Annotated in this window: 20 protein-coding genes and 1 tRNA gene; 11 read left to right on the forward strand and 10 right to left on the reverse strand. The window is 72.3% G+C overall.

Annotation, left to right across the window (positions count from 1 at the left end):
• Positions 1-30 precede the first annotated feature (30 nt).
• The 7 genes from ABTW64_RS02670 (at position 31) to ABTW64_RS02700 (ending at position 8,366) form a co-directional block, all read left to right on the forward strand.
• On the forward strand, positions 31-300 hold the full coding sequence (locus ABTW64_RS02670) for a multidrug ABC transporter ATPase (protein WP_350618919.1): 270 nt from the start codon (positions 31-33) through the stop codon (positions 298-300).
• A gap of 30 nt (positions 301-330) precedes the next feature.
• Entirely contained in the window at positions 331-2,058 is a 1,728-nt protein-coding gene (locus tag ABTW64_RS02675) for a helicase-associated domain-containing protein (RefSeq protein ID WP_350618921.1), read from the forward strand.
• 109 nt (positions 2,059-2,167) lie between these two features.
• The gene (locus tag ABTW64_RS02680) at positions 2,168-3,811 is read left to right on the forward strand and encodes a DNA repair helicase XPB (protein WP_350618923.1); all 1,644 of its coding nucleotides are present in this window, start codon (positions 2,168-2,170) and stop codon (positions 3,809-3,811) included.
• A gap of 159 nt (positions 3,812-3,970) precedes the next feature.
• The gene (locus tag ABTW64_RS02685; protein ID WP_350618925.1) at positions 3,971-5,260 is read left to right on the forward strand and encodes an LCP family protein; all 1,290 of its coding nucleotides are present in this window, start codon (positions 3,971-3,973) and stop codon (positions 5,258-5,260) included.
• A 119-nt stretch (positions 5,261-5,379) separates the two neighbouring features.
• Positions 5,380-6,075, forward strand: a complete 696-nt coding sequence (locus ABTW64_RS02690; protein ID WP_350618927.1) for a response regulator transcription factor — start codon at positions 5,380-5,382, stop codon at positions 6,073-6,075.
• A 146-nt stretch (positions 6,076-6,221) separates the two neighbouring features.
• Positions 6,222-7,952 (forward strand): sensor histidine kinase, encoded by a 1,731-nt coding sequence (locus ABTW64_RS02695; RefSeq protein WP_350618929.1) that lies wholly within the window; start codon positions 6,222-6,224, stop codon positions 7,950-7,952.
• A gap of 126 nt (positions 7,953-8,078) precedes the next feature.
• Positions 8,079-8,366: a WXG100 family type VII secretion target gene (locus ABTW64_RS02700; RefSeq protein ID WP_350618931.1), complete on the forward strand. Its 288-nt coding sequence runs from the start codon at positions 8,079-8,081 to the stop codon at positions 8,364-8,366.
• Positions 8,367-8,438: 72 nt separating this feature from the next.
• Here the strand turns inward: ABTW64_RS02700 and groL are convergent, their stop codons facing one another.
• The 5 genes from groL to ABTW64_RS02725 all read right to left on the reverse strand — a co-directional run bounded on the left by groL (position 8,439) and on the right by ABTW64_RS02725 (position 12,537).
• Positions 8,439-10,061 (reverse strand): chaperonin GroEL, encoded by a 1,623-nt coding sequence (gene groL, locus ABTW64_RS02705; RefSeq protein WP_350618933.1) that lies wholly within the window; start codon positions 10,059-10,061, stop codon positions 8,439-8,441.
• Between the two features lie 215 nt (positions 10,062-10,276).
• Positions 10,277-10,480 carry a cold-shock protein gene (locus tag ABTW64_RS02710; RefSeq protein WP_350618935.1) on the reverse strand — a complete coding sequence of 68 codons (204 nt, stop codon included), beginning with the start codon at positions 10,478-10,480 and terminating at the stop codon, positions 10,277-10,279.
• Between the two features lie 106 nt (positions 10,481-10,586).
• Positions 10,587-11,126: a LytR C-terminal domain-containing protein gene (locus ABTW64_RS02715; RefSeq protein ID WP_350618937.1), complete on the reverse strand. Its 540-nt coding sequence runs from the start codon at positions 11,124-11,126 to the stop codon at positions 10,587-10,589.
• Positions 11,127-11,187: 61 nt separating this feature from the next.
• Positions 11,188-11,442, reverse strand: a complete 255-nt coding sequence (locus tag ABTW64_RS02720; RefSeq protein ID WP_350618939.1) for a DUF3263 domain-containing protein — start codon at positions 11,440-11,442, stop codon at positions 11,188-11,190.
• A gap of 75 nt (positions 11,443-11,517) precedes the next feature.
• Entirely contained in the window at positions 11,518-12,537 is a 1,020-nt protein-coding gene (locus ABTW64_RS02725; protein WP_350618941.1) for a DUF2332 family protein, read from the reverse strand.
• Between the two features lie 80 nt (positions 12,538-12,617).
• On the opposite strand from ABTW64_RS02725, the gene msrB reads away from it, so the two are divergent.
• Both msrB and ABTW64_RS02735 read left to right on the forward strand, forming a co-directional pair.
• Positions 12,618-13,040 carry a peptide-methionine (R)-S-oxide reductase MsrB gene (gene msrB / locus ABTW64_RS02730; RefSeq protein WP_350618943.1) on the forward strand — a complete coding sequence of 141 codons (423 nt, stop codon included), beginning with the start codon at positions 12,618-12,620 and terminating at the stop codon, positions 13,038-13,040.
• Between the two features lie 14 nt (positions 13,041-13,054).
• On the forward strand, positions 13,055-13,588 hold the full coding sequence (locus ABTW64_RS02735; protein WP_350619705.1) for a nitroreductase family protein: 534 nt from the start codon (positions 13,055-13,057) through the stop codon (positions 13,586-13,588).
• A 10-nt stretch (positions 13,589-13,598) separates the two neighbouring features.
• On the opposite strand, the gene ABTW64_RS02740 is transcribed toward ABTW64_RS02735, so the two are convergent.
• The 3 genes from ABTW64_RS02740 to ABTW64_RS02750 all read right to left on the reverse strand — a co-directional run bounded on the left by ABTW64_RS02740 (position 13,599) and on the right by ABTW64_RS02750 (position 16,365).
• The gene (locus tag ABTW64_RS02740) at positions 13,599-14,558 is read right to left on the reverse strand and encodes a DMT family transporter (RefSeq protein ID WP_350618945.1); all 960 of its coding nucleotides are present in this window, start codon (positions 14,556-14,558) and stop codon (positions 13,599-13,601) included.
• A gap of 60 nt (positions 14,559-14,618) precedes the next feature.
• Positions 14,619-15,995 carry a CHAP domain-containing protein gene (locus ABTW64_RS02745; protein ID WP_350618947.1) on the reverse strand — a complete coding sequence of 459 codons (1,377 nt, stop codon included), beginning with the start codon at positions 15,993-15,995 and terminating at the stop codon, positions 14,619-14,621.
• A 121-nt stretch (positions 15,996-16,116) separates the two neighbouring features.
• Positions 16,117-16,365 carry a hypothetical protein gene (locus ABTW64_RS02750; protein ID WP_350618949.1) on the reverse strand — a complete coding sequence of 83 codons (249 nt, stop codon included), beginning with the start codon at positions 16,363-16,365 and terminating at the stop codon, positions 16,117-16,119.
• Positions 16,366-16,620: 255 nt separating this feature from the next.
• Here ABTW64_RS02750 and ABTW64_RS02755 point away from each other — a divergent pair, with 255 nt between their 5' ends.
• Both ABTW64_RS02755 and ABTW64_RS02760 read left to right on the forward strand, forming a co-directional pair.
• Complete coding sequence (locus ABTW64_RS02755) at positions 16,621-18,282, forward strand: serine/threonine-protein kinase (protein WP_350618951.1); 1,662 nt, start codon at positions 16,621-16,623, stop codon at positions 18,280-18,282.
• 85 nt (positions 18,283-18,367) lie between these two features.
• Positions 18,368-19,234: a potassium channel family protein gene (locus ABTW64_RS02760; RefSeq protein WP_350618953.1), complete on the forward strand. Its 867-nt coding sequence runs from the start codon at positions 18,368-18,370 to the stop codon at positions 19,232-19,234.
• A gap of 81 nt (positions 19,235-19,315) precedes the next feature.
• Here ABTW64_RS02760 and ABTW64_RS02765 read toward each other — a convergent pair.
• Positions 19,316-19,391: transfer RNA gene (locus ABTW64_RS02765), tRNA-Thr, on the reverse strand.
• A gap of 61 nt (positions 19,392-19,452) precedes the next feature.
• On the reverse strand, positions 19,453-20,367 hold the full coding sequence (locus ABTW64_RS02770; protein ID WP_350618955.1) for a DsbA family protein: 915 nt from the start codon (positions 20,365-20,367) through the stop codon (positions 19,453-19,455).
• Between the last annotated feature and the right edge of the window lie 239 nt (positions 20,368-20,606).

A 20,606-nucleotide genomic window follows, 5' to 3' on the forward strand; every position in this document is an offset into this window, starting at 1 on the left:
CGCGCCCGCGCGTGCCGTAACCTGATGAGGATGAGCACGAACTCCCCCGCCGACCCGCCGGTGCGGCGCATCGACCGCATCCTCGCGTTCATGGCGCTGGGCATCGCGCTGCTCTCGGTGATCTGCTTCTTCGCGATCATGATCTCGACCGCCGCAGGGATGACGCACGCCGAGTACGCGCACGGCATCTGGCCCACGATCGCGGCCGTGCCGATGTTCGGGCTCCCGGTCGCGTTCGCGCTCATCCTGACCCTGCTCATCATGAGCTTCGTGCGCAGGGGCAAGGCCGGTCGATCCTGACCACGCCGAACCCGTGACCGCCTGAGCGCCGTGAACAGCACCGAGATGCCACAGGGTCAGCGGGCCGGCGCCGCCGATGCGCGCGCACTCGCGGAGCGGCTGGCGCGGGCGGGCGACGGCGAGCTCGCGACGCTGTTCGCCCGGCGACTCGTGCCGGCGAACGTCAGCTGGCACGACTTCTTCGACGCGGCCGAGGCGCTGCTGGCTCCGGAGTCGGTCGCCCGCGCCGTGACCGAGCTGCCTCGCGACGAGCTCGCCGACCTCGCTGCGGGTTCGGGCGCCGAGCGCCTGGGGCTGACCGACGAGACCGGCTCCCCCTATGCCGCAGTGCGCGACGCCCTGGCCGGCGCTGCCCCGACCCGCACGCCCGACGGCGTCCCTGAGCCGGCGACCGAGCGAGCCGCCGCCCACGCCGCCGAACGGGCGTTCACCACCGCGTCGGCGCTCGCCGACCTGCTGCTGCTCACATTGCGCACCCCTCTGGGCCGCGTCGGCGCGGGCACGGTCGGCGCCGCCGATCGGCGCCGGCTGGCCCAGCAGGAGATCGTGCGCGACGCGGATGAGGCCGACGACCTCATTGCGCTCGCCGAGGCGGCCGGGCTGCTCACCGCGGGCGAACGACAGTGGCTCGTGACCCTCGACGGAGCGGCCTGGGTGCGCGAGTCGACTGGCGAGCGCTGGAGCCGCCTCGCGACCCGGCTGCGCGACGCGCTGCCGGCCGGCGTGCGCACGGCTTCGGGCGGCTGGATCGACCCCGCGCTGTGGCCCGACGCCTACCCGCTCGACGAGACCTGGCCGGCGCGCGCCGAACGGTGGCGCACCCTGCTGCGCCTGGCCGGCCTCGTGACCGAGGGCACCGCCGCCCCGTGGAGCGCCGAACCGGCCTGGGCCACCGCCCTGCGCCAGGGCGGTGCGGCCGACCCCGCGCCGCTCGTGGCCCTGCTGCCGCACGAGGTGGACCGGGTGTTCCTGCAGAACGACCTCACCGCGATCTCGCCGGGCCCCCTGGCCCCGGCGCTCGACGTGCGCCTGCAGGGCATGGCCCTGCGCGAGTCGCACGCGCAGGCCTCCAGCTACCGCTTCACCGAGGCGTCGATCATCGGCGCCCTGTCGTCGGGCGAGACGGCGGAGAGCATCCTGACGTTCCTGTCGAGCCTGTCGCTCACCGGGGTGCCCCAGCCGCTGGAGTACCTCGTGCAGCGCATCGCCGATCGGCACGGGCTCGTGCGCGTGTCGCGCGAGCCGGACACCGGGCACACGATCGTGTCGAGCCGCGACCACGGGCTGCTCGAGACCATCGCCGTCGACCAGGCTCTGCGCGCACTGGGCTTCGTGCAGGACGGCCGGATGCTGCGCACCCGCGCCGCGCGCGAGGCCGTGTACTGGGCGCTCGCGGACGCCAAGTACCCCGTCGTGGCGCTCGACGACCACGGCGGATCCGAGACGCTCGACCGCAATCGCGTCGCGACGGCGCCGAGCGATCCGGATCCATCAGCCCGCTACGGCGGGGTGATCGAGCGCCTGCGCGCGGCACACGGATCGGACGCGGACGCCGCCTGGCTCGAGCGCGAGCTCGAGAACGCCGTGCGCGCCAAGTCGCTGCTCGCGGTCGAGGTGGCCCTGCCCGACGGCTCGACCCGCACGTTCACGCTCGAGGCGACAGGGCTGGGAGGGGGCCGCCTGCGCGGCCGCGACCGCGGCGCCGATGTGGAGCGCACGCTGCCCGTCAAGAGCATCACCAGCATCCGCCCCGCGTAGCACCGGCGCCGCCGCGCGTGGCCCGCGAGTTCAGGGCCCGGTCCGTTCGGGCCCGGTGAGCACGACCATCCGGCCCTCATCGGCGCCGACGGCGGTAGGCTGGACGGCTATGGCTGATGGCCCCCTGATCGTGCAGAGCGACCGCACCGTGCTGCTGGAGGTCGCGCATCCCGACGCGGAGACGGCGCGACACGAGCTGGCGATCTTCGCCGAGCTCGAGCGCGCGCCCGAGCACATCCACACGTACCGCATCACACGTCTCGGCCTGTGGAACGCGCGCGCCGCCGGCCACACGGCCGACGACATGCTCTCCACGCTCGACCGCTGGTCGCGCTTCCCCGTGCCACCGTCGGTGTCGGTCGACATCCGCGAGACGGTCAACCGCTACGGGCGCCTGACCATCCGCCGCGGCGACGAGGGCGAGCTGCTGCTCACCTCGACCGACCGAGCCGTGCTCGCGGAGGTGTCGCGCAACAAGCGCATCCAGCCGCTGCTGCTCTCGCAGCCGACGCCCGACTCGTACGTCGTCGACGCGTGGGCTCGGGGGCACATCAAGCAGGAGCTGCTGAAGATCGGCTGGCCCGCCGAGGACCTCGCCGGCTACACGCCCGGCACGCCGCACCCGATCGACCTGGCCGAGGACGGCTGGGCGCTGCGCCCCTATCAGCGGGAGGCCGTCGACAAGTTCAGCGACGGCGGCTCGGGCGTCGTGGTGCTGCCCTGCGGCGCCGGCAAGACGCTGGTGGGCGCGGGGGCGATGGCCGAGACCAAGACGACCACGCTCATCCTGGTGACCAACACCGTGTCGGCCCGGCAGTGGCGCGACGAGCTGCTCAAGCGCACGTCGCTGACGCCGGAGGAGATCGGCGAGTACTCGGGCCAGTCGAAGGAGATCAAGCCCGTCACCATCGCGACGTACCAGATCCTGACCGCGCGCCGGAAGGGCGAGTACCCGCACCTCGCCCTGCTCGACGCGCTCGACTGGGGCCTGATCGTCTACGACGAGGTCCACCTGCTGCCCGCACCGGTGTTCAAGCTGACCGCCGATCTCCAGGCCCGCCGCCGCCTCGGCCTGACGGCGACGCTCGTGCGCGAGGACGGCCGCGAGGGAGACGTGTTCAGCCTGATCGGCCCGAAGCGCTTCGATGCCCCGTGGAAGGAGATCGAGGCCCAGGGCTTCATCGCGCCGGCGGCATGCTTCGAGGTGCGCGTCGACCTGCCGCCGAGCGAGCGGCTCGAGTACGCGGCGAGCGCCGACGAGGACCGCTACCGCCTGGCCGCCACCGCGCCGGCGAAGATCGACGTGGTGCGCAGCCTCATCGCCAAGCACCCGGATGAGCAGGTGCTGGTGATCGGTCAGTACCTCGAGCAGCTCGACGAGCTGTCCGAGGCGCTGGATGCCCCCAAGATCACCGGCGCGACGCCGGTCGACGAGCGCGAGCAGCTGTTCCAGGCCTTCCGCGAGGGCGCCATCCAGGTGCTCGTGGTGTCGAAGGTCGCGAACTTCTCGGTCGACCTGCCGGAGGCATCCGTCGCCATCCAGGTCTCGGGATCGTTCGGATCGCGCCAGGAGGAGGCCCAGCGCCTCGGCCGCCTGCTGCGCCCCAAGCAGTCGAACCACACCGCGAGCTTCTACACCCTGATCGCGCGCGACACGGTGGACCAGGACTTCGCGCAGAATCGCCAGCGCTTCCTGGCCGAGCAGGGCTACAGCTACACGATCCTCGACGCGGAGCGCCTCGAGGCGGCCTGAGCCGGATCCATCCGCCCCGGCGGCCCGCACGGCCGCTGGCGATCGTGGCGCGGGCGGGCGCTCGTGGCGCGGCGGGCGCGTGCGGCATCCATTCGCACGATGACCCACGGATGCAACACGCCCGCGTTATATTGAGCCTTCCCTCCCGAAAGGCCCCGTGTGTCCCCGAGATCGGCTCCGAGCCGCCGCACCGTCGCCCGTCATGCACACCTCGGCGAGTCGGGGTGGCGGCGCCGCGCGCTGCGCGTCGTGGGCATCGGCACGGCCTGCGTCGCGGTGGCCGCGCTGGCCACGGCGGGCTACGCACTGTACGACCTGTCGTCGGCGTTCCGCCAGAACGCGGTCGCGCTCGAGGGGCAGGGCTCCGCTCCGCCCGACGTCGCCGCGCTGGTCGACGACGAGGGCGTGGACCTGCTGCTGACCGGCATCGACGTGTGCGAGTGGGATTCGCACGAGAAGTTCGGCGACCGCTGCCCGCCTTCACGGTCGGCGTACGGCGAGGACGGGCGCGAGCTGCGCAACGGCCTCAACGACGTCAACCTGCTCGTGCGCATCTCGCCGGAACCCCGCCGGATCACCGCGATCGCGTTCCCGCGCGACCTGAAGATCCCCACACCGGAGTGCACGAACCCTCAGACCGGCGCGTACACGTACCCGTCGGACGAGCAGATGCTCAACGCCATGTACTCCGCGGGCGGGCTCGCGTGCGTCGCCAAGACGATCGACACGCTCACGACCCCGTACGACCCGGACCTGCGGATCGACTACGCCGCGACCGTCACCTGGAACGGCGTGATCGAGATCACCGACGCGGTCGGCGGCGTGGAGGTGTGCGTCGCCGAGACGATCGACGACGTCGAGGCGGGCATGCTGCACCTCGAGGGCGGGCAGACGCACGAGCTCGTCGGCGAGCAGGCTCTGGCGTTCCTGCGCTCGCGCAAGGGTGTCGGAGACGGCAGCGATCTGGCCCGCATCAGCAACCAGCAGGTCTACATGTCGGCCCTCGCCCGCAAGCTCATGGGGGCGGAGGTCCTGTCCAACCCCTCGACGCTGCTGAGCCTGGCCCGCACGGTGCTGACCAACGTCGACCCCAGCACCTCGCTGACCGACCCCATGACCCTGGTGCGCATCGCCCTGGCGGCCAAGGACGTGCCGCTGTCGGACATCGTGTTCCTCCAGTACCCCACGTACTACGACCCGACGGATCCCGCCCACGTGCTGCCGGACGTGCCCGCTGCGGAGGAGATGCTGCGCACGCTCGCCGCCAACGAGTCGTTCGCGCCCGCCCCGTCCGACTTCGCGCCGCCGACGCCGACGCCGGCGCTTCCGTCGCCCGGGACGACACCCGGGCCGACGCCGTCGTCGCAGGCGTCCGAGCCGCCCGGCACCCAGATCGCGGCCCAGGGCCGCACGGCGCTCGACGACAGCTGCGCTGCGGGCAAGCGCTGACCCCGCTGCCGCGGGATCTCCCCCGGGCACCGGCCGCACAGCATACTCCGCATGTTCGCTTTCGGCCGATCCTGCGCGGAATCGAGCCGGATCATGGGTCGCACCGACATAATGGGCGCATGACCGCACCGCGCATCCTGGTCGTCGACGACGAGCCCAACATCCGCGACCTGCTCTCGCAGAGCCTCCGCTTCGCGGGCTTCCAGGTGAAGACCGTCGCGAACGGCGCACAGAGCATCTCGGCCGTGCTGGAGGAGGAGCCCGATCTGATCGTGCTCGACGTGATGCTGCCCGACATGAACGGGTTCAGCGTCACCAAGCGTCTCCGCGACGCGGGCTACACCGCCCCGATCCTGTTCCTCACCGCGAAGGACGAGACCGAGGACAAGATCAAGGGCCTCAACGTCGGCGGCGACGACTACGTCACGAAGCCCTTCAGCCTCGACGAGATCGTGGCCCGCATCCAGGCCATCCTGCGCCGCACGATGCAGAGCGACGAGGAGGAACAGGTCATCCGCGCCGGCGAGCTGACCATGGATCAGGACACGCACGACGTGTTCGTCGGCGACGCGCAGATCGATCTCAGCCCCACCGAGTTCAAGCTGCTGCGCTACCTGATGCTCAACCCGAACCGCGTGCTGTCGAAGGCGCAGATCCTCGATCACGTGTGGGAGTACGACTTCAACGGCGACGCCGGCATCGTCGAGAGCTACATCTCGTACCTGCGCCGCAAGATCGATCCGCACGCGTCGGAGTCGCTCATCCAGACCAAGCGCGGCTTCGGCTACATGCTCAAGGTCGACAAGGCGGGCTGAGCCCGCCGCGCCCCGCGGCGCACCCGTCCGCGCGGAGACGACGCGGACACCAACGGCGAAAGAGGCACGTCCTGGCGAACAAGATCGACGCGGTCACCTCGTGGTGGCGGCGGATCAGCCTGCGAGCGAAGGTCACCGGCGTCACGGTGACCGTGCTCGCGCTCGGCCTCATCGCCGCGGGCGTCGGCACCGTGCCCATCCTGCGCACCGCGCTGCTGAACAACATCAACTCGTCGCTCACCCAGCTCGCCAGCACGGCCGTGGGCGAGCAGCTGTTCAACATCTCGGCGAACGGCGAGCGGGGTCCCACGTTCACGGCCAAGGCGGGTGCCCCGCGCACCGACTACTTCGTGGCGATCTACGGCCCCGACGGCTCGCTGCTCTCGAGCGCGGGGGGACTGGATCCGCGGCAGGCCCGCCCCCTGTTCCCGGCCGAGTTCGGCACCGACTACGCCTACTCGCGCCAGGGCTCGATCATCCAGCTGCCCGACACCACGGGCGAGCGCACCGACTTCCACGCGTCGTTCGCCGTGGTGCAGTTCCCCGGCAGCAACCGCATCTTCACGCAGATGGTGGCCCGTCCGCTCACCGAGGTCGAACGCGTGGTCGGAACGTACATCGGCATCTTCTTCCTGGTCGCGCTCGTGACGATCATCGGCGGGGCGCTGCTCACTCGATGGGCCGTGACGCTGACGTTCCGCCGCTTCGGACAGGTGGAGACCACGGCCATGTCGATCGCCTCCGGCGACTTCAGCCAGCGCCTCACCGACATCGAGCCGAGCACCGAGATCGGGCGTCTCAAGGCGGCCATCAACACGATGCTCGACCGCATCGACGCCGCGATCGCCGAGCGCGACGCGACGGTGCGGCAGATGCGTCGCTTCGTGGGCGACGCGAGCCACGAGCTGCGCACCCCGCTCGTGAGCGTGCGCGGCTACGCCGAGCTCTACCGGATGGGCGCCATCCAGGGGCCGGATGACACGGCGCGCGCGATGGAGCGCATCGAGAAGGAGGCGATCCGGATGGGCGTGCTCGTCGAGGACCTTCTCGCCCTCGCGCGCCTCGACGAGAAGCGCGAGCTCGACATCCAGCCGATCGACCTGCGCCCGCTCGCTCGGGATGCCGCGCTCGACGTGCGCGCGGCCGAGCCCTCGCGCGCCGTCACCGTGATCGACACCACGATCGAGGCGCTCACCGGGCCCATCGCGCTCCCGCGCGACGGCGAGCCTGAGGAGGAGACGGAGACCGCCGAGGCGTCGGAGGCCCGGCGCCGGCGGGGCCTCACGCTGAGCGCCGCCACGGAGGGCCTGTCGTCGCTGCTGCGACGTCGCCCCCGTGCAGCGGGCGAGCAGCCTGGCGAGATGCCCGTGGCGGAGGGCGACGGGTCGGCCGTGCCGCCGCTCGACTTCTCGGTGCCGCAGTCTCTGCGACCCGTGGCGGTGCCGCCCGTGGTGCTGGGCGATGAGCACCGCGTGCGGCAGGTCGTGACCAACCTTCTGGGCAACGCCCGCCGGTTCAGCCCTGAGGGCTCGCCGATCGAGATCGAGGTCGGCGTGGACGTCTCGGCCGGGATGGGCTGGATCGCCGTGGTCGATCATGGCGAGGGCGTGCCGGAGGCCATCCGCGACCAGATCTTCGAGCGCTTCTGGCGCGCCGACACCTCGCGCGCCCGCGAGACCGGCGGCAGCGGCCTGGGCCTCGCGATCGTCGCCTCGATCGTCGAGGCGCTTCACGGCACGGTGCGGGTGCTCGACACCCCCGGCGGCGGCGCGACGTTCCGCGTGGCGTTCCCCCTCGCGCCGCGGCCGGACGAAGAGCTCGCCCTGGCGCACACCCGGCCGGTGCCGCGGGTGGGTCGTGGCGGCCGGCCAGCCTGACGCGTCTGCCGTCCACAGCCGCCGGATCGGAGCGCCGCCATCCCGATGGGGCGCACTTCGCCGCGGAACGGCCTGCGCGCTCCCTAGCGTGAGGGCATCCATCCGTCCGACACCAGGGAGCACCCCGTGGCGATCTTCTCCGTTGACACCGATGCCGTTCTCTCCGCGAACGGGCAAGCCCTCGCGACCGCCGAGCGCCTGCGCCTCGAGACCGCGACGCTGACCGGCCAGTTGGCGCAGCTGGAGGCGAGCTGGACAGGCGGCGGCGCCGGCGCGTTCCAGGCCAGCCTGGCGCAGTGGAAGGCGGCCCAGCAGGCCGTCGAGCAGGCCCTCGACGGCCTGGGACGAGCGTTGGGCGCCGCGGGCGCGCAGTACGCCGAGGCCGAGCGCCTGACGGCCGGCATGTTCCGCTGACGAGGACCGCCGGAAACGGGACGAGCCCCCTCCCGAAGGAGGGGGCTCGTCCGCGTGAGGGACTTCAGGGGATCAGAAGTCCATGCCACCCGTCGGGTCGCCACCGGCAGGGGCGGCGGCCTTCTCGGGCTTGTCGGCGACGACGGCCTCGGTCGTGAGGAACAGACCGGCGATCGACGCGGCGTTCTGCAGCGCCGAGCGGGTCACCTTGGCCGGGTCGATGATGCCCTGCGCGAACAGGTCGCCGTACTCGCCGGTGGCGGCGTTGAGGCCGTGACCGACCTCGAGGTCCGCGACCTTGTTGGCGACGACGCCCGGCTCGAGACCGGCGTTGAGAGCGATCTGCTTCAGCGGGGCCTCGATGGCGACCTTGACGATGTTCGCACCGGTCGCCTCGTCGCCCACGAGCTCCAGGCCCTCGAACGCGGTCTTGCCGGCCTGGATCAGGGCCACGCCACCACCGGCGACGATGCCCTCCTCGACGGCGGCCTTCGCGTTGCGGACGGCGTCCTCGATGCGGTGCTTGCGCTCCTTGAGCTCGACCTCGGTGGCCGCGCCCGCCTTGATGACGGCCACGCCGCCGGCGAGCTTGGCGAGGCGCTCCTGCAGCTTCTCGCGGTCGTAGTCGCTGTCGGTGTTCTCGATCTCGCGGCGGATCTGGGTCACGCGACCCTCGATCTGCTCCGCGTCACCGGCGCCCTCGACGATGGTCGTCTCGTCCTTGGTGACGATGACCTTGCGAGCGCGGCCGAGCAGCTCGAGGTCGGTGTTCTCCAGCTTGAGGCCGACCTCCTCGGTGATGACCTGGCCGCCCGTGAGGATCGCGATGTCCTGCAGCTGCGCCTTGCGGCGGTCGCCGAAGCCCGGGGCCTTGACGGCCACCGACTTGAAGATGCCGCGGATCTTGTTGAGCACGAGCGTCGCGAGCGCCTCGCCCTCGACGTCCTCGGCGATGATGACGAGCTCCTTGCCCGCCTGGATCACCTTGTCGACGACAGGCAGAAGGTCCTTGATGTTCGAGATCTTCTGGTTCGCGATCAGGATGTACGGGTCCTCGAAGACGGCCTCCTGGCGCTCCGGGTCCGTGACGAAGTAGGGGTTCAGGTAGCCCTTGTCGAAGCGCATGCCCTCGGTGAGCTCGAGCTCGGTGCCGAACGTGTTCGACTCCTCGACCGTGACGACGCCCTCCTTGCCCACCTTGTCGATGGCCTCGGCGATGAGCTCACCGATGGCCGGGTCGGCGGCCGAGATCGAGGCGGTCGCGGCGATCTGCTCCTTCGACTCGACCTCCTTGGCCTGCGCGAGCAGCTCGTCCGAGAGCGCCTTGACGGCCTTCTCGATGCCGCGCTTGAGGCTGATGGGGTCGGCGCCGGCCGCGACGTTGCGGAGACCCTCGCGCACGAGAGCCTGAGCGAGGACGGTCGCGGTGGTGGTGCCGTCACCGGCGACGTCGTCGGTCTTCTTGGCGACCTCCTTGACGAGCTCCGCGCCGATCTTCTCGTACGGGTCGTCGAGCTCGATCTCCTTGGCGATCGAGACGCCGTCGTTCGTGATCGTGGGGGCGCCCCACTTCTTCTCGAGCACGACGTTGCGACCGCGCGGGCCGAGCGTCACCTTGACGGCGTCGGCCAGCGTGTTGAGGCCGCGCTCGAGGCCGCGACGGGCCTCCTCGTCGAAAGCGATCATCTTTGCCATGTTGGTGTCGTCCCTCCCGGACGTAGGCGTGTGGTCTTTAGCACTCATGTTGCGCGAGTGCTAGGACGATTCTGGCACTCACCCCCATCGAGTGCAAGCGCCGCGGACACGCGCGTCATCCGGTACCGGCTCCGCGGTCCGGCCGGCACGAGAAGCGCCCCGCGGCCGAAGCCGCGGGGCGCTGTCTGGGAGCTCCTGGTCGCCGAAGCGACGCGTCATACCGGGCGCACGGCCTCGGCCTGCGGGCCCTTCTGGCCGGTGCCGACAGTGAACTCGACGGACTGCCCCTCTTCCAGCAGACGGAAGCCGCTCATCTCGATGTTCGAGTAGTGGACGAAGACGTCCTGGCTGCCGTCGGCGACGGTGATGAACCCGTAGCCCTTCTCGGCGTTGAACCACTTGACGGTGCCCTGGGTCATGCGAAAACTCTCCTGGTGCGGGGGGCGGATATGGGGGAATCGTATCCGCGTGTTTTCGCGCCTCGAGCGGCTTCCGGGCGGTTTTGACACGCCCGCATCGAAGTGTTTACCCGGCCGAAACACGGTCGAGGCCGACGACCACCGTGAGCTCCTTGACCTCGGACTCCGGGTCGGCCGCGTACTGGTCGCTCTGCTCGACCTGCGCCCCGCCGATCGCCTGCGCCACGCCCCGTGCCGCGGCCTCCTCCTCGGGCGACGCGTAGTACACGGTCGTGGTCGGGAAGTCGGTCGCCGACGACTCGCTCGGCAGCGCCATGTCCTCGGTCCATCCGGCGGCGACGAGCTGCTGCGCCACCGCCTCCGCGGTGCCGGGGGTGGCGGTGCCGTTCAGCACCAGGACCGTGTAGGTGGTGTCGATCACCGGGGCGACGGTCGGAGTGGCCTCCGGCGGGGCGGGAGCGTCGACCCGCTGCGACAGCACCAGGAAGCCGATGATGCCCGCGATCGTCAGCACGACCGTGGCGAGCGCGGCCCAGAGGAACGCCACGCCGCGCGACATGCGCGGCTGCTCGGCGCGGTGAGCGCCGACGCGCTCGGCCTGTCGGGGGACGTCGTCGAAGCGGTCCCGGGGGTACGTGGTCGGCACATCCCGATGGTACCCGCGGGCGTCTGGTGATCCCGTGGACGGCGCCTGCCGCCCGGGACGCTCAGCCCGCGATGCGGGAGCGGGCCGCATCGCGCGCGTCGCGCTGTCGACGAAGCCGGCCGATCAGCATCGGCTCGGCCGCGAGAGCGTCACCGGAGTCGATCAGGCGGCCCAGCAGCTGGTAGTACCGAGCGGGCGCCATCTCGAGCTGCGATCGGATCGCCTCCTCCTTGGCGCCACCGTGGCGGGGCCACCGCGCCTCGAAGGCCAGGATGGCGCGGTCTCGATCGGAGAGTCCGGCGCGATCGGAGAGCATGCTCCCACCGTAGGCGCGGACCTCGCCCCGGCCGGTGAGGCGCACCGGTCTCCGGCCGGCCTCAGCGGCGGGCGGTCATGCGCGCCATTCGATCCACGCGCCCAGCGGGTCGGCCGCCGCCAGCACGTCGCCGCCGAGCGCCAGTGCGAAGCCGCCCGGCCAGGCATCCGGCTCGATGGGCGGCATCCACGCGTCGTGCAGCGCGGGCTGGTCGAGCGTGATCCACCGCACGCCCGCTGCGGCAGCCGAAGCAGGGCGCACGCCGCCGGGCGCCCGCAGCGCGGCGATGAGCGCGTCGCGGCGCGCGCGGGGCACGTACGGCAGCACGCCGGGCGTCGTCACGACGAGCGTCGCCGCCTCCGGAGCCTGTGCCGCCACCTCTCGCACGAGCCCGAGGTCCGCCGCGTCGCCGGTCACGAGCAGCGGCGGGTCGGCCGCGACGACCTCCAGCGCGGCGGCGATGCGCGCCGCGCGCTCGCGCTCCTCGGGCCAGACCAGCCCCTCGAGCCAGGCACGGTCGGCCGGATCCCTCGCGTCGAGGGGGTGCAGGTCTATGCCGGCACGCCACACGACCTCGGGCAGCGCGAGCGGCGGCATCCGATCGCCGCGCACCTGCACGTCGAGCACGACCCCCGAGCCGATCTCCGGCTCCAGCCGCTGATCGCCGAACCGGTACGTGTAGCGATCCGGGTAGAGGCACAGGCCGCCCGATGCGCCCAGCTCGAGCAGGGCGATCGGGCCCTGAACGCGGCTGAGTGCCGGCAGCAGGGCCGCGCACCGCAGCGGTTCGTTGGTCTGCAGGCTGCGCGCCGCGCACTCGGCGACGACCGCGTCGGCGTGTGCGCGCACGAAGGCGGCCCACTCGTCGGGCCCGCCGGTGCCGGCGCCGAGCATCCGCGTCACGGCGAACACGAGCGGCGGCTGCCTGCGCTGGGCCGGGATGCGGGCGAGGATGTCGCACAGCAGAGGCTCCTCCGCCACGCGCTCGGCCCACGCGCCATACACGTCCGACCGCCCGGGCGCCTCGTCGCGCGCGAAGCGCGCGAACCGCTCGGCGACGGCGGCGGGATCGTTCTCATCGCGGGGGCGCTGCATCCTGCCATTCTCACCGGCGTCACACCGGCCCTGCTCCCCCGGCGCGGTCGTACGCTGGTATCCGAACCCCGGGAGGATCCATGTCGTACAACGTCAGCAAGTCCGAGGACGAGTGGCGCAGCGAGCTCACGCCTGAGCAGTACGCCGTGCTGCGTCAGGCCGGCACCGAGCGTCCCTGGACCGGCGAGCTTCTGGATGAGGAGCGCGCCGGGCTCTACACCTGCGCCGCCTGCGGCGCAGAGCTGTTCCAGAGCGGCACGAAGTTCGACTCGCACTGCGGCTGGCCGAGCTTCTACGAGTCGGTGCGCCCCGACGCGGTCGAGCTGCTCGAGGACACCAGCCACGGCATGGTTCGCACCGAGGTGCGCTGCGCGAACTGCGGCTCGCACCTGGGCCACGTCTTCCCCGACGGGTTCGGCACGCCCACGGGCGACCGCTACTGCATGAACTCGCTCTCGCTGAGCTTCACCCCGGAGGCAGGCGGGGAGGACTCGGCGGCGTGACCGCCCTCGAGGCGATGCGGTCGCGCCGCTCGCTGTCGAAGGTCACCGACCACGCTCCCACGCACGAGCAGCTCGTGGAGCTCGTCTCGGCCGCGGGACGCGTCGCCGATCACAAGGAGCTGCGCCCGTGGCGCCTGATCGAGCTGCGCGGCGACGACCGCCTCACGCTCGGACGGGCGATCGCGAAGGCCGAGGGCGAGAAGGGCGTCTCGACCAAGCCCCTGCGGGCGCCGCTGCTGATCGCCGTCGTCGCGAGCGTGCGCAGCGGCAAGGTGCCCGAGTGGGAGCAGGAGGCCACCGCGGCGGGCGTCGCACACGCCCTGAGCCTGCTGCTCGATGAGGCCGGCTGGGGCGTGTTCTGGCGCACCGGCGGATACACCCGGTCGAAGCCCGTGGCCAAGGCCCATGGGCTGAAGAAGGGCGAGCGGCTGCTCGGATGGCTCTACGTCGGCGGCAAGCCGGAGCGCTCGCGCGAACTGCGCGTCAAGACCGTGGACGGCGAGCGCCACCTCTCGCGCATGCCGGCGGGCAAGACGAAGAAGCCCTGATCCCGTTCGCTCAGCGGACGCGAGGCCTCGACACGGCGATCGCGACGCCCACGCACGCGATGGCCACGGTGATGCCCGAGGCCAGCGGAGAGGGCGGCACGGCGGGCGGCCACAGCAGGTCGAGCACGAACGATCCGACCAGCATGCCGAGCACCGACCCGAGCGAGAGCAGAAGCACGCCGATGCGGGGCGCGATCGCGGCCGACAGCGCGATGTAGACCACGCCCAGCACGCCGCCCAGGTAGAGCAGCGGGTCGGCCGGGAGCGGATCGAGGTGCGTCTGCGGCATCCGCATGAGCGCGGTCGCCCCCAGCACGAGCGTGCCCACCGCGAAGTTCACGAGCGTCGCGGCCATGGCCGACTCGGTGCGGCGCTGCAAGCGGCCGTTGGTCGCCTGCTGCCACGCCAGGCCGATGCCGACGCCCACCGGCAGCAGCAGCATCCACAGGGGCACCCGCCCCAGCGTGCCGCCCGTGAGCGAGAAGCCGACCGCTCCCAGCGCGAGCGCCACGCCCACCACGCGGCGCACGGTCACGGCGGTCACACCCGCCGGGCTGTACCCGATGCGGTCGAGGACGAGCCCGCTGAGGGTCTGCCCCGCGACGACGCCGACGGTGAATGCCGCCGTGCCGATCACGCCGACCACGATGCCCTGCGATCCGACCGTCAGGGCGCCGGCCGCGCCGCCGATCAGCAGCCACCACGGGATGGATCGGTCGCGCACGCCGCGCGCCAGCCGGCCCACGGCCGCGCGGCCTGACGGCAGCACGGCGACGAGCACCGCCACGGTCGCGAGTCCGGAGCCGAACGAGATCACCGCCGCGACGATCCCGTCGTCGAGGGCCCGGCCGAGGGCGCCGTTGATGCGCGACTGGATCGCCGTCAGCAGGCCGACAGCGACGGCTCCCAGCACGGGCAGCAGACCGCGGTGCGGCGCGGCGGCCGGACGGGGGTCGGACGCGGCGCTCACTCTGTTCAGCCTAATCCTGCGGCGGCTGCCCGGGCGCGACGGCCGGCGCAGGACCCTGGGCTACGGCTTGACCGGACCCGCCGCGCGACTGATCCGCACGGTGGTCGGATACCCCTTGAGCGTGCCTGTGACGCGCACCGTCACCGTCTTGCCGACGTCGGCGCGCGTGAGCCGGTACGTGCGAGCGGTCGCCCCGGCGATCGGCGAGCCGTTGCGCAGCCACTGGTAGGTCAGGGCCACGCCGGACGGCGCCCACTTCCCGGCGGTCGCGGAGAGGGTCGAGCCCACCCGCAGCGTGCCGCCGACCGTCGGCACCGGCGCCGTCAGGGCGGGGCGCGGCACCGTCACAGCCGTGCTGGTCTTCGCCGCCGTGGTGTAGCCCGTCTTGCCGCCGGTCACGCGCACCGCGAGCTTCGCACCCCCATCCGCCACGGTCACACGGTAGGTCGGCGCCGTCGCCCCGGTGATCGCCGCGCCGTTGCGCAGCCACTGGTACGCGAGCGTGACGGGCGCGGGACCCCACGTGCCCGGCTTGGCCGTGAGCGACGCACCCACCGCCACCGTGCCGCCGACCGTCGGCACCGGCGCCGTCAGGGCGGGGCGCGGCACCGTCACGGCCGTGCTGGTCTTCGCCGCCGTGGTGTAGCCCGTCTTGCTGCCGGTCACGCGCACCGCGAGCTTCGCACCCCCATCCGCCACGGTCACACGGTAGGTCGGCGTCGTCGCCCCGGTGATCGCGGCGCCGTTGCGCAGCCACTGGTACGCGAGCGTGACGGGCGCGGGACCCCACGTGCCCGGCTTGGCGGTGAGCGACGCCCCCACCGCCACCGTGCCGCCGACCGTCGGCACCGGCGCCGTCAGGGTCTTGGCCGACGGGGCCGGCTTCGCGACCCGGATGAACCCCGACACCTCGCTGATGCGATAGACACGCCAGTCGTAGTCGGCGCTGTAGTTATCCTCCGAGACGGTGAACGTGCCGGCCTTGACGTCGACCGATTCGACGTAGGCCACGTGTCCCAGGCCGCTGCCGCCGATCGCGTCGCGATCCCACCACGCGACGTCGCCCACCCGGGGTGTTCCCTTGTCGACGACCAGGCCCGCGCGCCTCGCCTCGCTGCCCCACTGGTACGCGAAGCCGTAGCCCGCGCGCACGAACCGGGCGATGCCCGCCTTCTGCATCCGATACGCCACGTAGTTCGTGCAGTTGTGTCCGGCGGTCATGTTCCAGAACGACTGCCGGTACACGGCCTCGTAGCCCGCGTCGCTGCGGCCCTGCGCGGCGCATGCCCGGAAGCCGTCGCAGAGCTTGGGACCCCAGGTGATCGCCTGCGCCGGCGTGGCGGCCGCGAGCAGAGAGACCACGAGCGCGAGGGCGGCCAGCAGCGTTGCGACCGGGCGACCCCTGCGCGCGACAACACGCTGCTCGACAACGCTCACGACCGCTCCCTTCGGGGCGTGCGCGCGCAGCGCCCCGCGGAACACTATCGGTCGGCGGGTTCCGCTGCGAGGCACCTCCCGCCCAGTGCCAGGGAGCGCGCTCCGGACGCCCGCTCGGGCGCTATTGGGCGGGGCCGATCTCCTCGATCACGTCGTCGGCCTTCTCGTCCAGGGGCTCCCCCGCAGCCCCCGTGCTCGACGCCCCGGGAGCGGAGGGCCGGTCGACCGGCGGGGCATCCTCCGCGTCGCCGGGCTGCGGAATGCCGCCCGGATCGGCCACGCCGTGCTGGGCCGCGAGCCGATTGGCCTCCTGGGCCTTCGCGATCGTCTCGTCGTCGGCGGGCTGCTGATCCTGCGTGCTCTCGCTCATCCTGCGCCTCCTCTTGTTCAGCCGATACGAGCCCGGCTCTTCTCGTTCGAGCCTGGCGCCCCGCATCGGCAGGGTACGAGGGGCTTGTCGACCCGCGCTCGCGCCGCTAGCAGCTCGGCGCCGCGCGATCGGAGCCGCTCCGGCCGATGCGGGACATCCGCCTCCGGTCGCGACGGGCGCCTTGTCAACCCCGAGTGCCGAACTCAGGTCGCTGAGGCATACTCGCACCCGACCGACTCCAGCGATGGAGGGCCTATGACCCCCGATGCACCCACCCCCGACCCCGACGCCACCGCCGCGCTGCTCGACGGCCGGTACCGCCTGATCGAATGCGTGGGCGCGGGCGGCATGTCCCGTGTCTACCGCGCGGAGGACGTGACGCTCGGCCGCATCGTCGCGGTCAAGATGCTGCACGCCGACGTCGACGGCGGCTCGGCCGAGCGCGCACGCGGCGAGGTGGCGGTTCTCGCGTCTCTGAGCCACCCGGCGCTGGTGACCCTGTTCGACGCGCACGTGGTGCCGGGCAAGCCCGATTACCTGGTGATGGAGTACGTCGATGGCCCCACGCTCGGCGACGTGCTGCGCGAGGGCCCGCTCGCTCCCGGAGAGACCGCCGGGCTGGCCACCGAGCTGGCGGAGGGCCTGCATGCGGCGCACCGCGCCGGCATCGTCCACCGCGACATCAAGCCGTCGAACGTGCTGCTCTCTCCCACCGACCTGCCCGACCGCCGCTTCCACGCCAAGCTCGCGGACTTCGGCATCGCGTATCTGCTCGACGGCGACCGGGTGACCTCGCCGGGCATGGTCGTCGGCACCGCGGCGTACATCGCTCCCGAGCAGGCCCGCGGCGAGGCGCCCACGCCTGCGGCCGACATCTACGCGCTCGGCCTGGTGCTGCTCGAGGCGCTGACCGGCGCATCCGCCTTCCCCAAGACCACACCCGTCGCGTCGCTTGTCGCGCGCCAGACCACCGCACCGGTGATCCCGGCATCGGTCCCGCCCGGATGGGCGGGGCTGCTGGGCCGGATGACTGCGACCGATCCCGCCGAGCGCCCCTCCGCGGCCGCGGTCGCGGGCGAGACGTCGGCGCTCGCGGGCCGGTTCCGCGGGGCCGCCGCTGCCGCTTCCCCGGATGACCGGACGCAGCCGCTGACGGGGATCGTGGCCGCCGGAGCCGGAGCCGCCCTCGGCGCGGGCGCCGGGGCCGCGTCGGCCGACGCGGCCACCGAGGTGTTCGACCTGCCAGGCACCACGCCGAACGCCGTGACGGCGGACGCGCCGGCCGGGGCGACCTCGAGCGCTCCCGCGGCGGACACACAGGTGCTCGCTCCGGCCTCGGCTGCGGGAGCGGCGGCGGGCGCCGGCTGGACCGGATCGGGATCCTCCGGTGGCGACGTCGCCGCCGGAGGCCCGCGGAAGGGCGGGTCCGACCGCCGTCGCCGCCGCGGCGTGCTGCTCACGACCGGCGCTCTCGCCGCCGTCGCGGCGGCCTCGCTCGGCGCGTGGGCGCTCGGCGAGGGCGGCACCCCCGACCCCACCCGCACCGTCGCGCCGGTCACTGAGCCGACCGAGAGCCCGAGCCCGTCGGTCGCGCCTGCCGGCCCGGCCGACGCGCCCGCCCAGGACGATGCCCCTGCTCCCGTGGCGCCCGATGAGGACGCGCAGAAGGACGCGCAGAAGAAGGCCGAGGAGCAGCGCAAGAAGGCCGAGGAAGAGCAGCGCAAGGCCGATCAGGAAGCGCGCAAGGCCGCCGAGGAGCAGCGCAAGGCGGAAGAGGAAGCGCAGAGGAAGGCCGAGGAGGAGCAGCGCAAGGCCCAGGAGGAGGCCGAGAAGGCCGCCGAGGAACAGGCCGAGGAGGAGGCCGCCGACGAGGGCGACGACGCGATCGTGGAGACTCCCGCCCCGGGCGACGGCTGAGACGCTCAGTGACCTCTCGGCAGCCGGTGACGCCGGGACATCCCTCCGGCGCAGCGCATCCTTCGATAGCGGCATCGAGCTCGTGATGTGGATCTGGGCTTTCTGCGGCTTCGCGCTCGTCGCGGTCGGCTTGTCGGAGGTGTTCCGCACGCTCCTGCATCCGGTCGGTCGCGGACGGCTCACTCGCCTCGTGGCCCGCGGGGTCTGGCGGGCATGCGCCGGGTTCGGGCGGCCCGGCCTCGTGCTGGCGGGGCCCTTCGGTGTCGTGGCGGTCATCCTCCTGTGGGCGTGCCTGCAGATCGTGGGATGGGCGCTGATCTATCTGCCCGATGTTCCCGATGGCTTCAGCTATTCGCCCGGGCTGCATCCGGAGGACTACCCGGATGTGCTGGAGGCGCTGTACTTCTCAGCCGTGAGCCTCTCGACGCTGGGGCTCGGAGACGTCGCCGGTTCGTCGCCGTGGGTGCGCTTCCTCAATCCGCTGGAGTCGATCATCGGATTCGCGCTGCTCACAGCGGCGGTGTCATGGTTCATGGAGCTGTACCCCGGCCTCCGCCGGCGGCGGGCCCTGGCACTGCGGCTGGCGCTGCTCGAACGCGCCGGCTTCGCGGACGGACTGCATCACGGAGATGCGACGGTCGCCGCGACCACGCTGCACAGCCTTGCCGCCGACCTCGCCCAGGTGCGCCTGGATCTGACGCAGAGCTCGGAGAGCTACTTCTTCTCGGAGGGCGACCGCGAGATCTCTCTGCCGGCCATGCTGCCCTTCGCCCGCCGGCTGAGCGCCCAGGCGGCCTCCTCGGGCGACGCGTCTGTGCGCACCGCCGGCGCGGTGCTCGACGCAGCGGTGGACGACTTCGCCCGCGAGCTGTGCACCGAGTTCGCCCTGCCGGCACGCACGACCGACGAGATCCTCCGCGTGTACGCCGCACGTCACGGCCAGTCGGCGTGACGATGTCGGCCTGACGAGGCGTCACCGAGAAGCGAGGTCCCCGGAGAAGGGACGTCCGGAGAAGGGACGCCCGAGAAGAGGTGGTGCCGGCTGCGGGGCTCGAACCCACGACCCCCTGTTTACAAGACAGGTGCTCTACCAACTGAGCTAAGCCGGCCGATGTCCGCGCGGAGCGCGTCAGGACCAGTCGAGCATACCGACCAAGGCCGAGCGGCCGATCACTCGCCCTCGGAGTCGTCCTCGGGCTTCGCGGTCTTCAGGTAGGCCTGGCTGTCGACCGTGAGCAGGAACGCCGCGAACTCCTCGGGCTTGTCGAGCGCGCCGACATACGGCTCGCCGTTGACGAGCACCATGGGCACGCCCGTCAGCTCGATGCCGTCCGTGCCGGGCAGGGGCTCGTTCAGGGCGCGCTCGGTGGCGGCCCGGGCCCAGGCGAAGTAGTCCTCGTTCTCGATGCACGCGCGCACGGCCTTGGTGTCATCCGCGCCCGTGGCGATCGCACGGTCGGCGAGCTCCGCGTCGGTGTAGCCGTCGCTGTCCGGCTGCGGCTGATTGGTCAGCAGCTCGTGGTTGAACGCGGTGAACGCCTCGGGCGCATGATCGAACACGCACGCGGCGGCGCCGGCGGCGCGCTGCGAGTACTTGGTGCCGTTCGACTTCGAGGTGAGCATCGCGACCGGGTGGTACACGACCTCGACGGCGCCCTGGTCGACCCATTCCGTCAGCTGCGCGGCGTTGACGCGCTGGAACTGGCCGGCCGCCTGCGACAGGTAGTCGACGTAGACGTGGATCTGGATCGGCGCCTCGGAGGGGGTCTCCTCGGGCGCGGGCTTCTCCTCGGCTTCGGCGCTCTCATCCGGCGCCTCCGTCTGCTGCACCATGGTCTCGTCGACGACGACACCGTCGTCCGTGAGCCCCGCGGGGTCAAGCATGGGCTTGGACATCGCCGGCACGACGACGCTCGTGACCGCGTAGGCGATCGCCGCGACGACCGCGATCACGAGGAAGACGATGGCCGAACGCCGCAGCACGCGATTGCGCGTCTGACGCGCCTTGACCTGCTGGGCCTTCTCGCGCACCGCCTCACGACGGCCGCGCGCCTCGGGCGCCTGGCCCGTCTCGTCGCTCGACATGCAACCTCTTGGAACGTGGATCTCGAGGGCCGCGGAACACGGCCACAACGCCCTCGATGCTAATCACCGCGGCTGGGAGAAATCAGACAGGGCGCGGGATGGCGGCCGCGCGGGGCACACGACACGCCCGGGCCGACGCGGCGGTGGGCCGCCGTGCCATACTGATCCCGACCCAATGGCGGGTCTGCGGCGGCGTACACCCGAGCGATCGGGGCTGTCGCATCCATTCACTACGGATC

The organism is Microbacterium sp. NPDC096154, from assembly GCF_040302945.1.
GTDB lineage: Bacteria > Actinomycetota > Actinomycetes > Actinomycetales > Microbacteriaceae > Microbacterium.

Coding starts and splice junctions, on each gene's coding strand:
- ABTW64_RS02720 (WP_350618939.1), bottom strand. CDS start 11,442: ATGCTCTCCGATCGCGCCGGACTCTCCGATCGAGACCGCGCCATCCTG.
- msrB (WP_350618943.1), top strand. CDS start 12,618: ATGTCGTACAACGTCAGCAAGTCCGAGGACGAGTGGCGCAGCGAGCTC.
- ABTW64_RS02670 (WP_350618919.1), top strand. CDS start 31: ATGAGCACGAACTCCCCCGCCGACCCGCCGGTGCGGCGCATCGACCGC.
- groL (WP_350618933.1), bottom strand. CDS start 10,061: ATGGCAAAGATGATCGCTTTCGACGAGGAGGCCCGTCGCGGCCTCGAG.
- ABTW64_RS02750 (WP_350618949.1), bottom strand. CDS start 16,365: ATGAGCGAGAGCACGCAGGATCAGCAGCCCGCCGACGACGAGACGATC.
- ABTW64_RS02735 (WP_350619705.1), top strand. CDS start 13,055: ATGCGGTCGCGCCGCTCGCTGTCGAAGGTCACCGACCACGCTCCCACG.
- ABTW64_RS02760 (WP_350618953.1), top strand. CDS start 18,368: ATGTGGATCTGGGCTTTCTGCGGCTTCGCGCTCGTCGCGGTCGGCTTG.
- ABTW64_RS02680 (WP_350618923.1), top strand. CDS start 2,168: ATGGCTGATGGCCCCCTGATCGTGCAGAGCGACCGCACCGTGCTGCTG.
- ABTW64_RS02770 (WP_350618955.1), bottom strand. CDS start 20,367: ATGTCGAGCGACGAGACGGGCCAGGCGCCCGAGGCGCGCGGCCGTCGT.
- ABTW64_RS02710 (WP_350618935.1), bottom strand. CDS start 10,480: ATGACCCAGGGCACCGTCAAGTGGTTCAACGCCGAGAAGGGCTACGGG.
- ABTW64_RS02755 (WP_350618951.1), top strand. CDS start 16,621: ATGACCCCCGATGCACCCACCCCCGACCCCGACGCCACCGCCGCGCTG.
- ABTW64_RS02725 (WP_350618941.1), bottom strand. CDS start 12,537: ATGCAGCGCCCCCGCGATGAGAACGATCCCGCCGCCGTCGCCGAGCGG.
- ABTW64_RS02690 (WP_350618927.1), top strand. CDS start 5,380: ATGACCGCACCGCGCATCCTGGTCGTCGACGACGAGCCCAACATCCGC.